The following is a 12,715-nucleotide window of genomic DNA, read 5'->3' on the forward strand; positions in this document are numbered from 1 at the left end:
GGGCGACCAGCCGTGTGTGGCCGCTGTGTCAGGCAGGTGCGCTTCGGCACCCAGACGCAGCGTCAGGTGACGGGGCGGTGGCGCAGCAGTGTTTCGAGTTCGTCGCGGTCGCTGCGGAGTTGCGCGGCATCGGGGCGAGTCGGCCAGGCGCGGAGGTCGGTGACGATGGGCGGCGCGGAGCGCAGCATCGCAATGCCGGTGCCGAATGGCAGGGTGCGGATGCGGTCTGGCGGCAGGATCGGGACGCGGCGGATCGAGCGCTGGTTGGAGCGGGTGCCGTGGTCGCCGAGTGTCACGCTGTCGGTGTACTCGTCGCGCTCTCCGATGAGCGTGGAGAGGTCTTGGAGGTCGCGGCTGTTGGATGCGCCGCCGAGGATGATCTTGACGATGCTAGCGTCCCAGATCGCGCCGGCCTGGTGTTCACTCCACCTGTCGCGAGCCTGTGCGAGGGACTGCAAGACCGGCATGGTCGTGATCCCGGTGCCACCGCCTTCGGCCATGAGCGTCGGCAGTGACGGCAGCGGTGCGAGATTCCCGATCTCGTCGAGCGCGAGCAGTAGCGGCGGGTCGAGCCGTGCTCCGGGCGAGCGGGCGGCAAGTCGGCGGGCGGTTTCGATGAGGTCTTCGACGAACGCCGCGACCAGCGATGCCGAGGCTCCTGCTCCTGCTCCGGTGGCGAGCAGGTACAGGGTGCCTTGTTCGGTGAGGAAGGTCTCGGGGTCGAAGTGCTCGTGCGGGCCTGGCGTGACGGCATCGAGCACGCGCGGGTCGGCCAGTGCGGCCAGTGCGAGGGAGACGCCTTGCCAGATGCTGTCGCGGGTCTTGGGGTCGGCGTCGATCATCGCGGCCAGGGAGTCGTCCCAGCCCATCGCCGCGTTCGGGTGTGAGTTGAGGATGGCGACGGCTTCGGACGCGGCGCTGGGGTCGAGGGTCCATCTGAACAGCTCGGCTGGCTGGCGGCCGTCGAGCGCGGCGGCATGCAGCAGGCTTTGGAGTGCGGTGCGGGTTTTGCCTTCCCAGAACCCGCCGGACTCGACCCCTCCGGCGCTGAGTCCTGTGGCGGCTGCGAGGCCGTTAGCGCGGATCATCGCGGTCAGCGGATCGTCACAGCCGCGAATGGGCGACCAGCGCAGCCCGGCGGGGATGCCTTCGGCGAGGTGTTGCGGGTCGAACACCGCGACCGGTCCGCCCCTGCGGCGTCGGGCGCGGAGGGTCGCGGTGAGGTTGTCGGGCCTGGTGCTGGTGGTGACGACCGCTCCGGGTGCGTCGAGGATCGCGTTGATGACGACATGTAGGCCCTTGCCTGAGCGGGGTGGGCCGATCAGCAGGATCGAGTCTTCGACAGATGCCCAGACCTCCGTCCCGCGACTGGCACCGAGGAGGTAGCCGACATCCTGCGGGGCTGGTGATTCCAAGGAGGGGCGCAGTGTGGCCGCGCGGTGCAGCAGTGCCTTCGCGGATGCTGCGGTCTTGACTTCATGGCTGGTCGCGATCCCGGCAAGGCGGTGCGGGTCGGTCTCGGTCTTCCGCGTGTGGCGGCGCAGCACGATCCACACCCAGACGATCCCGGTGGCGAGTCCGCCGAGCAGTGCCGCGCTGACGAGCCAGTAGGCGACCGGGTTGAGACCGTCGGCACCGAGCGCGGTTGCCGGGTCGCCGGGGTTGAACAGCACGGCGAGTCCCGCCGCTGCGCCGGCGTCTGGCTGGGGTGTGCCGGTGAGGAACGCGGCGACACTGCCACCGGCGCGGAGAACGAGGGCGATCCCGAACATGCCGATCAGCCCAATGAGGGCGGCATTGGTGAGTTCGTCGCCCATGCCCCCGGCCTGCCGCTGGTTCATGTCAGCCGCCGCACCGCGAGCGTGCCCGAGATGCGCCCGAACAGGATCACCTCGTGTGTGCCGTCGGGTAGGTCGTCGAGGTCGATGAGCGTCCGGGCTTCGCCGGTCCCGGTAGCGTCGGTGTGGGAGACGATCGTCGCGACAGCGACATCCTCGCCAGGCACGAACCCGCCCGCGGTGACCTCAGCCAAGCGCGGCACCCGTCGGGCGTGGCGACTTCGACGAGTTTCCGGCGCAGGGGTCTCGGACGGTGCGACTGCGCGTCGGGGTTTGCGGGTGCGGAGGATGTCGGTGAAGACGCTGCCGTCGTTCTCGCGCACCTCGACTCGGACTGCGATGGTGCGGTCGTTGGTGATGGCATCCATGAGCGGCCCGAACGTCGCGCGCGTCCAGTCGCCCGCGTCCGGCGACGCGAACGGTGTTCCATCGACCGTGGCGGTGAGGGTGCCGTCTGCAGCGACGGTGACGAGGACGTGCGGCAGCTCGACGGGAGCCGTGGCATCGTCTTCGTTCGGGGTGGATCGGCGCGGGCCGGTGAGGTTCATCGGTGTCCTCCTGCGGCGCGGCTGCTGGTGTCGAACAGGGCGAGTTCGTCGGGGTGGAGTTGGTGCTGGCAGACGAAGCTCCTGGCCTTGATCCGCCACAGCCCTTGGCCGACGCCAAGGTTCGGCAAGAGCTGCTGCTCCGTGCCGGTCAGACCGAGGGCGGTCGCGGTCGGTCCGAGCTGGTCGGACTCCTGCCGGTACACGATCCGCGTTTCCGCGTTCGCGAGTAGTGAGTTCGCCAGGGAGCGCATGGCTGAGCCTTGGTCGCCCACGTTGTCGAGGTCGGTGAGCTTGTGGAAGATCAGCATGTTCGCGATCCCGTAGTGCCGCGCGAGTCGCCAGTGCGCATCCATCCGCCGCAGCAGCGCTGGATGGGACATGAGCCGCCAGGCCTCGTCGTAGATCACCCACCGCTGTCCACCGTTCGGGTCGAGCAGCGCGGACTCCATCCACGCCGACGAGCACGTCATCAACACCGAGATGAGCGTCGAGTTCTCGGTGACGCGCGAGAGGTCGAGCGAGATCATCGGCAGCGACGGGTCGAACGCGACCGTCGAAGGCCCGTCGAACAGTCCGGCCAGGTCGCCGGCCACGAGACGGCGCAGCGCGTGGCCGACGAGCCTGCCGTCCTCGGCCAACCGGCCGTCGGCATCCGCGCTCGGGGCGAGGATGCGGTCAACGACCATCGGCAGGATCGGCACATCGTTCTCCCGCACGGTCTGGGTCAGGGCGATGTCGATCGCGGTGTGCTCCAACGGCGACAATCCCCGCGCGAGCACGGTCTCCGCGAGTGCGCCGATCAGGTCACGCCGTCGGGCTGCGACAGTGGACGCCCATTGCTCATCCGAGAGACCGCTGGGCCGGTGGCCTTCATCGAGCGGATTCAGGCGAGTGTTGAGTCCGTGACCGAGGACGATGGCACGTCCACCGACGGCGTTGGCGACGGCGGTGTGTTCGCCCTTCGGGTCGCCGGGCACGTATACGCGCCGTCCGAACGGTAGCGAGCGCGTGTAGAGGGACTTGGCCAGCGATGACTTGCCGGAGCCGACGATCCCGGCCAGCACCACGTTGGGTGCGGTGATGATGCCGCGTGCGTAGAGCACCCACGGGTCGTAGACGAAACTCCCGCCCGAGTAGAGGTCTTGGCCGACGAACACGCCATCGGCGCCGAGACCGCCCTCGGCGACGAACGGGTACGCACCCGCCAGCGTCGCCGACGTGTCCTGATGCCGCGTCAGATGGAACCGGCCCGGAGTGCGCAGCCGCGCAGCGCCGGACTCGCCTGCCTTCGGCAGGTAGACCGTCGCGCGGCGCTCGGCACGCTCCTCCTCGGCCTTTGCCTTCGCGGCGGCGAGCGCGGTCCTTCGCTGCTCGGCGTGGAGTCGGGCCTCGGCCTTGCGGCGCTGCTTGCGGAGCTTCCGCCGCTCCTTCGACGGTGCCACCAGGACAGCGGTATGCAGCCGCGCGCGATCCTCGGTCACCGCACCAGCCCCCGCGACTGCTTGACCGCCGTGATCTTGGCCGGCTCGAACCACGACCCATCCCGCTTCGGGGTCGGCGGGTCGGCTCGCTTCGGAGCGCCCGGCGACGAGTACGACACCAGAAGCTCCGGCCCCGGCTGCACCGGAGCCGGTTCGACCAGCTCGGCATCCTGGGGCTCGGCCTCTGGTTCGGTGTAGCGGCGCAGCAGCGAGACGTAGCCGATATGCGGGTTGACGACCAGCGCGTAGTCGCCCGAGAGCGCAACCCGATCGTTGGTGCCCTCGCCGGGCTTGTCGTAGACATACCCGTTCTCCAGCGCGGCCTGCGTGGTCTCGTCGCCGTAGTCCCACTGCGCGAGGAAGTCCACCGCATCCACGTGTCCCAGCTCGCCCAGGATGTGCAACGGCCGGTCGGCCTCCTCGCCCTGGAGGAACACCACGCTGACCCACCGCGACGGCATGACCTCCTCGACGGCGGGCTCGGGGTGCCAGGCGATCCGCCCCGCGGCGATGAAGCCTTCCGCGAGCCGGTCGTGGGCCCGGTCGACGAGGTTCGCGGCCTGACGCAACTCTTCCGCAGCAGCGAGCGCCTCCCGCACGCCTGCCTCGTGGCTTCCGGCGTCGTTGAACGCGTGCGCGGCCTTGCGCTCGTGAACATCGGCGATCTGGTCGAGCGCCTGCCGCAGCGAGCGCATGCCCGAGGACAGATCACCGATCACCCCGTACATCTCGGCGGGCTGATCGAAGCCCCGGCTCGCGTGCGCGAGGCCGCGCAAGGCTTCGGACGCCTCGGCGGCGTCGGCAGTCGAATCGAAGAACGTAGGCATGGTGACCTCCTGGTGCCGTATGACGGGGAGGTGCGCACCAGCGAACGGAAAATGTCGGTGGTGCGGCCTAGCGTTGTAGATGACACGAGGGCAAACGAGGCAGGAGCCCGACAGAGTGAGCGCAAGTCAGTACCGAGGACAGCTTGACCGCAAGCGCAAACAGCGGATCGACGCGGACAAGAAGGCGGGTGAGTACCGGTCGAAGGAGTCCTCGAAGCGAGCCGATGCCGCCAAGGCGCGGCAGGCTGCCGCAAAGACGACGAGCAGTTCCACCCGCAGCAGCAAGTTGCGGGACGCCGAGCGCCGCGAGAAGGAAGCGGAGACTGCGGGCAAGGAGGCCAGCCGCTGGCAGACCCGGGCAGCCGGCTACGCGAAGGACGAGGCCGCGCTACAGACCAAGCTCTCCCGTGCCGAACAGTCGGAGGCCGATGCCGCCGAGAGACGCCGAAAGAGCGAGCAGCAGCGTGCCGACCGGCGGGCGGCGGCTGAACGTGCCCAGCTTGAATCGCGGATCAGCGGTGCCGAGGTAGCCGTCAGTCACGCGCTGCGTCAGCTCCCAGCGCCCAAGCCGGAGAAGCTCCGAGTGCTCATGCTGGGTGCTTCGGCCGAAGGTGACCTCCGCGTTGGAAGGGAGCAGAAGCGCATCCGGGCAGCGGTCGAGTCGGCTTTGCACCGTGACCAGATCGAACTCGATGTGCGGCCAGCAGCAACTACGGCTGACCTACTGGACGGCATCACGAAGTTCCGTCCTCACGTGGTCCACTTCTCGGGCCACAGCAACGACGACCTGATCGTCTTTGAGGATGAAGCAGACGAACCCCACGAGGGAGTGATCGTGACGGCGCTAGCCTTCGCACGCGCGATCAGCGCAACCGACGATCCTCCGCTCCTCGTCCTGCTGAACTCGTGTCGCTCCGCAGCCCAGATCGACGACCTGGTGGCTCGAGTCGTGCCGTTCGCGATCGGGATGGCCGACAGCATCGAAGACGCCGATGCGATCAACTACGCCGCACAGTTCTACGCGGCAGTCGCAAACGGGCAGTCCATCATCTCTTCGCATCTGTCGGGACAGGCTGCGCTCGAACTCGCGGGACTGGAAAGCGCTGACCTGCCGACCCTTGCTTGGGCACCCGATGTCGATCCATCAGCCACGATCCTCGTCAGCCCTGAAGGCTGAACTCAGACCCGCCGGCAGAGCGGGAGCGCGGCGGCGGTGAAGGCGGCGGCTTGCTGGCCGACGAGCAGCCGCGTCTCACAGGAGGCTTGGATCGCGGCCTGCTCGATCGCGGCGACGGCGGCATCGAGCTCTTCGCCGGTGGGCGCAGAGACGGCGATGAGGCCGGTGTAGCGGAGGATGCCGTGGCCGGCGGTGAGGTCGGCTTCTTGCTGGAGCACGTCGTGATACTCGGCGGTCTGCGAGGCGTCCTCGATCTGGCCGATCTTCGCGCGCTGGGCCTGGTCGGAGATGTGCTCGACCTTCTTCCTGCGGATGTCGCGAGCAGCGGCATCGGAGCGCATCGGGGTGCAGATCAGCGAGAACGACCGCTGGATGCCGGTGGACAGCAGCACGGGCGACAGGAATCCCGGATAGACGAGCGACCTGGGCCACTCGCTGACCCAGAGCACCGCGTGGTGGGCGGAGTCGGTGCGCAGCTTGCCCCAGGTCTCGGTGACCGCAACCGGCCCTGCGGTCGCGAGGGACTGGCCGAGCCTGCCGTGCCGTTCCAGCGTGGCGGCGATCGCTGGGTCGTAGGCGGAACGCAGCATCACCGCGATGTGCCCTGGTGTCAGCCATCCCGACGGCGAGAGGTCGGCGGAGCGAAGCGCCGCGATGAGAGTGTTCATCTCTTGGCGCAGCACGGCGGCAGCACCGCGCATCCCGGCGCCCGCGGTCCTGATCTGCCGAGCGCTGGTCTTCATGTCCAGTGACAGCGAGAGGGTGGTGGCGTGGCGTTCGCCGGCGGGTCCGGCACGGTCGATGAGTTCTGCGTAGGTGTCGGCCGCCCATGATCCGTCCGGGGTGCCGTGGGTGGCCCACCATTCGGCCAGTCCGGTGCCGGAGTCCGGCAGAGTCCGCTCCAAGACCTGAAGAGTCGCGATCCGCCCGGAGCGGCAGACGGTGGCCAGCACCCGGCCCCAGGAGCTGACGCGGCGTTCCTGCTCGCCGGGATCGAGGAGCACGAACGCGGGATGGGTGACCTCGCACACCACGGTCAACGTGGCGGCGTGGGGGTCGTGGATCATCCCCGCTCCGGTGTCGGGGTCGGTGTACTCGCGCAGTCGCGCCATGTCGCCGGGCAGTGCGAGGGTGCCGACGGGGCGCGGGACGACGATCCTGCGCCGGTACAGCAGTTGTCCGCCGGTGGTACGCCACAGCCACCAGCAGGCGATGGGCAGCCACTCCACGATCGGCCGGCCCGCGATCGGTATCCAAGTCAGCGCGGCGGCGAGTACCCAGATCGGGGCACTGTAGGCGAGCAGCATCCCACCTCCGGCGTAGAACGCGCCGATGAGTGTGGCTCCGCCGATGGCGAGTGTGATGAGCTGGGTCAGCGACAGGCCGAGGAGGACGCCGCGGCGGGTGAGGCGGGAGAACTTCACCGGCACGAGTTCACCCGCAGTGGGCCGGTCCTGGTTCGTGCTGCTCATCATCTACTCCTTTGGTGGGCGTGGCGCGGGCGGCGGGGGCTGCTTCGGCGGCGGTGACGGGTCGGTGCTCGGCGGTCGTGGTGCCGAGATTGACGGCGGTGCCGCAGGTGAGGCGGCGGGCGGTGGCGTTGTCTGCGCGGCTGCGTCGGCGGCGTGCTCGCCCTGGGTTCCCAGCGCCGTTCCGGCCTTCGGCCCGGCGGTCGCGGCACCCTTGGCGACACTCGCCCCGACCACCACCCCTGCGGCCACGGGGCCGACCGCGGCCGCGCCGCCCCCGCCTGCGGCGGCACCTCCACCACCCGCGGCGGGTGCCGGTGCCGGGGTCTTCGGCGGTGGCGGTGTGCTACTTCCTCCACCGGAGCCTCCGCCCGCGTTCCCGCCGCCACTGCTGCTCCCGTCGAGCACCTTCTTCCGATCGCCGCCTCCTTGCGGCTTGGTCGGGACGGGGATCGGGCGGTTGAGTGCGCTCTTGGCGTCCTGCTCGGAGCCGATCGCGTGGTACATGTCGAACCCGACGAACGCGATGAACTTGTACGTGAGATACGGGGCGAACGCGGCCATCGCCATCAGCACGATCCCCGCGATGGGATCGCTGACCGAGGCGAGGTCGGCGTCGATCGGTGCGGAGACCTGGGTGATCGCGACGAGGAACATCACGACGAGCACGAGCTTGGAGCAGATCAGCGCGACGACGAACATCGCCCACTTCCCGATCCACCCCCGCGAGGCGTCCCACGAGGCACCGCTGAACGCGAGCGGCGCGAACACGACCGCCACCAGCAGGAGCGCTTTCCGGACGAGGAGGGACAGCCACACGATCGCGGCGGCGGTGATCGCGAGGCCAGCCATGAAGATCGTGATGATGGCGCCGACACCGGGAGCGGCGATGTTGATGCCGACCAGCCCTGCGGCGAGGAGGGCGATCTTGTCGCCCATCGACTCGGTGGTCTCTCCGGCGGCTTGCACGATCCCGATGCACAGTTGATCGACGACTTCCAGCAGCAGTGCCGTGAGCGTGATGACGACAAACGATCCGAGGACGGACTTCGCCAGGCCGAGCGCGGCGCGGGTCAGGGCGGTGGGGTCGCGGCGGATCAGCCCGGTGATGAGTTGGAGGCAGAAGAAGATCAGCATCACGAAGACGGCGATGCCGAACAGCAGGTTGTAGACGGCGATGTAGCCGGGCTTGGTGACATCCACCAGCGTCGTGGTGTCGAAGACCGACCAGACCGCCTCGAACAGCCACCCGGCGGCGGCACCCATCGCCTGCGCGAGCCAGTCGAACGGGGCCGCGACCAACGACGCGGCTCCTTCGCCGACGGCATCGCACACCGAGGAGATCACGGGAACGTCGCACACGCCCATCACGAACACCAGCTCTCGACGACGATGGGGCGGGTCAGACGGACTGGCCGACGTTCCAGAAGAAGTTGATGAGCGTCACGCTCGAGCCGCAGATCACCGCAGCGCCGCAGGAGACGAGGACGCCGATCTTCCCGCGCGAGGCGAGGTGTGGGTTGGAGGAGTTCGCGCCGAAGCCCCACACGATCGCGGACACGATCAGCGCGAGCACGGACAGGATGAGGCCGATGGTCATCACCGCGCCGACGATGGTGCGCAGTTGGTTGATCCCCGGCAGGCCGTTGGTGTTGGGGTCGATGTTGATGTCCATTGGCACCAGCAGCGGCGCGGACATGACGTTGGCGAGCAGATCGAACACGGTAGGTCTCCTTGGCGACGGGCGGCCCGCCCACGAACTCGCAGACGGGGTACACGCGACAGGTGCGCGCTCGTCGCCGTCCCTGTCGGTGGCCGCCCGTAGCCTTGGAGTATCTGTGCGTCGCTCGCCCGCACGGGACCGCCGGACGAGAGGTGCAAGGAACATGAGTCAGTACGGGGTGGATTACCTCCAGCGGTTGCGTGCCGCTGTTGAGAAGTTCGAGGAAGCGTTCGACGCCTGGATGAGCACTCAGGTTGAGTCGGATCACATGTCGGCGCGCGGCCTCTTTCCTACTGTGTGGACAAAGGAAGGCCAGGACCAGAGCGAGGTTCAACGGCTCGAACTCGGTGTCGCGGAGGCTGCTGGCCTGGCGGCGAGCGCTGTGTCAGTGACCGGTGCCTACATTGGGATCGCTGGTCTCGGAGCGATCGACCCGATCTCTAACTGGTCATTTATGTCTGCGCCCAAGGCCCCCATCGCGCCTCGGGATATTCGGACTACGACCGCCAACGTCAAGGGCAGGCTCGACGCGATGATCGTCGACGCCGAGTCACGTACCGACTCTGACCTTCCGACCTTCGCTCCCGCACAGTTTCACCCCGTGGTCTGGGCTGGTGCTTCCGCCCATTGGACGACGCATCAGTACCGAGTTGCAGTTCGTGAAGCAGCCGAAGGCCTCACGGTCCACTGGAAGGAACGTCTCGGCCGGAACGATGTCGATGACACGGTCTTCTGGCAGCAGACGTTATCGTCGGGCGCTCCTGAACCGGGCAAGCCGAAGCTCACCTGGCCGGGAGGGTCGGATGACAAGACGGTGAAGAGCATGCGCGGCGGTCTTGAACCGCTCGCTAAGGCCCTCAACGCGCTGGCCACTGGTCTGAACCTCACGGTCCGCAACGTGACGACGCACACGCGCACCGAACTGTCCGAGCAGGAAGCGATGGAGCGCCTCGCGGCATACAGTTACCTCGCGCGCCTGCTCGACCAGTGCGAGACAGCGAGCGCCGACGCGGAGGAATCAGACCGATGACCGCGAAGCCGCAGCTACAAACTTGAACCGACTGTGAGTAGCCAGTTCATCCAGGCCACGCCGCCTCCGGCGAGGACGGCCGCGCCGACGGAGACGAGGACACCGATGCGGCCTTTGCTGGCGGTCGCGTAGTTTCCGTGGGCCGTCGCGATCGCCCAGACGATCGCGGAGACGATGAGCATGAGGACGGCCACGATCAGGACGAACGTCAGGAGCGCGCCGACCACGGCGCGGAGGTCGCCGATGCCGCCGAGTCCGTCGAAGTCGGGGAAGACACCCATTGCAGGTCACCCTGCCTTGACGGTGAGGTGGAGGTGGTCGTAGTGGCCGCCGGTGATGGAGGCGGGGTCGTGCATGCCTCCGCCGTTGTATGGCCGCCAGCCCTCGGCGTCGCGGGCGACGGACCAGATTTGGCCTTGCCAGATCAGGTACTCGACGCCGAGCACGTCGGCGTTGTCCTTCATCCAGTTGGTGACCTTCCAGCCGGCGTCGAGTTGTGCCGGGGTGGGTCGCTGGCCGATGCGGTTGCCGAAGGTGATGTCGCAAGCCCTGCCGAGGGGATGCTCGGACTTGGTGCCGGGGCGTGGTGAGTAGCAGCCCCAGCCGGTGTCGGGGAACGCTGCGAGGGTCTGCTGGTAGAGGTGGAGCATGCGGGCGGTGATCTTGCCCGAGCTGGTGGGATCGTCGACGAGCCGGTCGGGGTCTCCATCGACGCCGGTCGGCGTGCCCGCAGTGGTGTTGTTGCAGGCGGCGGGTGATCCGCTGGTCGCTGTCGGCAGGTTCGCAGCCCCGTGCTCATTGAGCCAGGCGGCGGCGTCGATGGCTTCCCCGTTCGTGCCGCCGGGCCGGACCTCGAAGTGCAGATGTGCGCCGGTGCTCATGCCCGAGGAGCCGACATCGCCGATGTGCTGCCCTGCGTTCACGCGGTCACCGGGACGGACGTGGATGCCGCTCTGCCACATGTGCGCGTAGGCCGTGGCGACGGTCTGGCCGTCGATGGTGTGCTCGATGACGATGAGGCCGCCGTACCCACCGGAGAACTCCGCGACGGTCACGGTGCCATCCGCGGCGGCGAGGATCGGCGTGCCGTCGGGCGCGGCGAAGTCGGTGCCGGTGTGCATCTTCCGTTCGCCCGTGATCGGGTGCACTCGCATCCCGAACGGCGAGGTCAGCACCCAGGTGCCCTCGGGCAGCGGGAACACCACCCGCGACGACAAGACCGCCGGGCCGCCCGCGCCGCTAGCGGCACCGCCGCCTGTGGTGAGGGCGGCGAGGATGCTGTCGGCGACGGGCGCGTAGTTGCGGTAGCCGTCGGGGAAGGCGGAGACCTCGACGGCTTGGGCGGCTTCGCCAGGGTCCATCTGTTGCCAGCCGGGGATGTCGAGCAGCCCGCGCGGCGAGGGGTAGTTCGGGCCGGTCGGCCCGCCGAAGAACGCCTGCGCCTGATAGTTCGGGTCCATCAACTCGGCGACGGTGCCCCACCCGGATTGGGGGCGCATCTGGAACAGGCCGAGGGAGTCGTGGTCGCCGCCGTTGCCGTCGTTCGGGTAGTTCGCCGAGTCGGGGTAGGTGCCGGTGTTGGTGAGCATCCGCAGCGTGGACTCGGTGAGCGCGGCCATCAGCGCGATCTTGATTCCCGGCCTGCCCACGTTGGTGATGCCGTTGCCGACCGTGATGATCGTGGCCGCGTGCGTGAGCTGCTGACGATTCAGCGTGAAGGTCTCGTCGTTCGCGGTGGTCACGGTGAGCGCGTCCGGGATCGGTCCGAGGTTCACGCTCCCGGCAGGTGTGGCGCAGTACGCAGCGGCGGGGTTCATCAGCACCCCGATCCCGAGGAGCGTGGCGGCGGGGGCGAAGAACAGCAGTGCCAGCGCTGCGATGGTGGCTTTGCGGAACACGACGCCAGCCCTTCAGCGCAGCGGGTTGTCGAGCTGCGAGAGCCGCAGCAGATGACAGGTCGGGTAGGTCGGGGCGCAGACGACGAACACGGTGAACGCGACCGGATGCTCGCTGGTGACCGGTTGCCCGTTCCAGACCCCGGCACGGTAGCGGGTGCCCTCGATCGTGACGGCCGTCGTTCCTGCCGCGAGCTGCCCCGGCTGGGCCTGCGCTGCCGCGTCGGCCCAGCCGTCGGGGACGTACGCGGCCTCGATGGTGAGGTGTTGGCGGGTGGCGTATTGCCGCAGCTCGATCCAGGCGTCTCGGGTCGGCAGGTAGACGGCTACGTCGGAGGCCAGCCCCGCCTGTTCGTCCCCGCTGGGGTCACCGACCGCGAGGATCGTCGGGCTGTAGTCCAGCGGCCACAGCCCCGAGGCGGTGTCCCACGCGAACAGCGTGGACGCGACGCCGCGAGCGAAGGTCTCGGGGTCTACCGAACGCGGAACCGCTGGAACCCGTGGTGTCCGGGGCGTGCTCGGTGCCACGGTCGGCGGTGCCGTCGTGGTCGGGCCAGGCTCCGGGCCGGGATCGGTGCTGGTGCTGGTGCGGGGGCCGGTGAGGAGTCCGTAGACGCCGACACTGGCGAGGAGCAGCAGGACGATGCCGGCGGCGATGAGGGCGACGAGTCGGCGGCGGTTCCGGGGATCGGTGGGTGCAGGGCTCATGCCGAGCAGGTGCACATCC

The 12,715-nt window shown here is 68.7% G+C and carries 12 protein-coding genes; 2 read left to right on the top strand and 10 right to left on the bottom strand.

The features are described 5' to 3' along the window. Window positions 1–62: 62 nt before the first annotated feature. From R0146_RS15400 to R0146_RS15415, 4 genes are read right to left on the bottom strand one after another with little or no spacing between them, the layout of a single operon-like run. Window positions 63–1,817, bottom strand: a complete 1,755-nt coding sequence (locus R0146_RS15400) for a type IV secretory system conjugative DNA transfer family protein (protein ID WP_317690729.1) — start codon at window positions 1,815–1,817, stop codon at window positions 63–65. A gap of 20 nt (window positions 1,818–1,837) precedes the next feature. Continuing rightward, window positions 1,838–2,386 (bottom strand): hypothetical protein, encoded by a 549-nt coding sequence (locus R0146_RS15405; protein WP_026926262.1) that lies wholly within the window; start codon window positions 2,384–2,386, stop codon window positions 1,838–1,840. After that, window positions 2,383–3,867 carry a putative type IV secretion/conjugal transfer ATPase gene (locus R0146_RS15410; protein ID WP_026926263.1) on the bottom strand — a complete coding sequence of 495 codons (1,485 nt, stop codon included), beginning with the start codon at window positions 3,865–3,867 and terminating at the stop codon, window positions 2,383–2,385. The genes R0146_RS15405 and R0146_RS15410 overlap by 4 nt, the downstream gene beginning before the upstream one ends. Next, window positions 3,864–4,694 (bottom strand): hypothetical protein, encoded by an 831-nt coding sequence (locus R0146_RS15415; protein WP_026926264.1) that lies wholly within the window; start codon window positions 4,692–4,694, stop codon window positions 3,864–3,866. Before R0146_RS15415 ends, R0146_RS15410 begins: the two co-directional genes overlap by 4 nt. A gap of 115 nt (window positions 4,695–4,809) precedes the next feature. On the opposite strand from R0146_RS15415, the gene R0146_RS15420 reads away from it, so the two are divergent. Continuing rightward, window positions 4,810–5,871: a CHAT domain-containing protein gene (locus R0146_RS15420; RefSeq protein WP_026926265.1), complete on the top strand. Its 1,062-nt coding sequence runs from the start codon at window positions 4,810–4,812 to the stop codon at window positions 5,869–5,871. 2 nt (window positions 5,872–5,873) lie between these two features. On the opposite strand, the gene R0146_RS15425 is transcribed toward R0146_RS15420, so the two are convergent. Genes R0146_RS15425 through R0146_RS15435 form a run of 3 tightly spaced genes read right to left on the bottom strand, consistent with a single transcriptional unit; the run spans window position 5,874 to window position 9,039 of the window. Continuing rightward, the gene (locus tag R0146_RS15425; protein ID WP_026926266.1) at window positions 5,874–7,343 is read right to left on the bottom strand and encodes a PrgI family protein; all 1,470 of its coding nucleotides are present in this window, start codon (window positions 7,341–7,343) and stop codon (window positions 5,874–5,876) included. A 3-nt stretch (window positions 7,344–7,346) separates the two neighbouring features. Then, complete coding sequence (locus R0146_RS15430; RefSeq protein WP_317692437.1) at window positions 7,347–8,708, bottom strand: conjugal transfer protein TrbL; 1,362 nt, start codon at window positions 8,706–8,708, stop codon at window positions 7,347–7,349. A gap of 34 nt (window positions 8,709–8,742) precedes the next feature. Then, window positions 8,743–9,039 (bottom strand): DUF6112 family protein, encoded by a 297-nt coding sequence (locus R0146_RS15435; RefSeq protein ID WP_206080060.1) that lies wholly within the window; start codon window positions 9,037–9,039, stop codon window positions 8,743–8,745. A gap of 187 nt (window positions 9,040–9,226) precedes the next feature. Between R0146_RS15435 and R0146_RS15440 the strand changes: the two genes are divergently transcribed. Continuing rightward, on the top strand, window positions 9,227–10,093 hold the full coding sequence (locus tag R0146_RS15440) for a TIGR02391 family protein (protein WP_026926269.1): 867 nt from the start codon (window positions 9,227–9,229) through the stop codon (window positions 10,091–10,093). A gap of 14 nt (window positions 10,094–10,107) precedes the next feature. Here R0146_RS15440 and R0146_RS15445 read toward each other — a convergent pair whose 3' ends face one another. Genes R0146_RS15445 through R0146_RS15455 form a run of 3 tightly spaced genes read right to left on the bottom strand, consistent with a single transcriptional unit; the run spans window position 10,108 to window position 12,696 of the window. Beyond that, a complete protein-coding gene (locus tag R0146_RS15445) occupies window positions 10,108–10,374 on the bottom strand; it encodes a DUF6112 family protein (RefSeq protein WP_026926270.1) in 267 nt (88 codons plus the stop codon). Window positions 10,375–10,380: 6 nt separating this feature from the next. Then, a complete protein-coding gene (locus tag R0146_RS16205; protein WP_026926271.1) occupies window positions 10,381–11,991 on the bottom strand; it encodes a M23 family metallopeptidase in 1,611 nt (536 codons plus the stop codon). Window positions 11,992–12,003: 12 nt separating this feature from the next. After that, on the bottom strand, window positions 12,004–12,696 hold the full coding sequence (locus tag R0146_RS15455) for a hypothetical protein (protein WP_026926272.1): 693 nt from the start codon (window positions 12,694–12,696) through the stop codon (window positions 12,004–12,006). Between the last annotated feature and the right edge of the window lie 19 nt (window positions 12,697–12,715).

This window comes from Raineyella sp. LH-20, assembly GCF_033110965.1.
Lineage (GTDB): Bacteria > Actinomycetota > Actinomycetes > Propionibacteriales > Propionibacteriaceae > Raineyella.

Excerpts from the sequence above, each read along its gene's own strand:
- R0146_RS15425 (WP_026926266.1), bottom strand. The coding sequence starts at position 7,343 with ATGAGCAGCACGAACCAGGACCGGCCCACTGCGGGTGAACTCGTGCCG.
- R0146_RS15440 (WP_026926269.1), top strand. The coding sequence starts at position 9,227 with ATGAGTCAGTACGGGGTGGATTACCTCCAGCGGTTGCGTGCCGCTGTT.
- R0146_RS15445 (WP_026926270.1), bottom strand. The coding sequence starts at position 10,374 with ATGGGTGTCTTCCCCGACTTCGACGGACTCGGCGGCATCGGCGACCTC.
- R0146_RS15415 (WP_026926264.1), bottom strand. The coding sequence starts at position 4,694 with ATGCCTACGTTCTTCGATTCGACTGCCGACGCCGCCGAGGCGTCCGAA.
- R0146_RS15405 (WP_026926262.1), bottom strand. The coding sequence starts at position 2,386 with ATGAACCTCACCGGCCCGCGCCGATCCACCCCGAACGAAGACGATGCC.
- R0146_RS15400 (WP_317690729.1), bottom strand. The coding sequence starts at position 1,817 with ATGGGCGACGAACTCACCAATGCCGCCCTCATTGGGCTGATCGGCATG.
- R0146_RS15430 (WP_317692437.1), bottom strand. The coding sequence starts at position 8,708 with ATGGGCGTGTGCGACGTTCCCGTGATCTCCTCGGTGTGCGATGCCGTC.
- R0146_RS15435 (WP_206080060.1), bottom strand. The coding sequence starts at position 9,039 with ATGTCCGCGCCGCTGCTGGTGCCAATGGACATCAACATCGACCCCAAC.
- R0146_RS15455 (WP_026926272.1), bottom strand. The coding sequence starts at position 12,696 with ATGAGCCCTGCACCCACCGATCCCCGGAACCGCCGCCGACTCGTCGCC.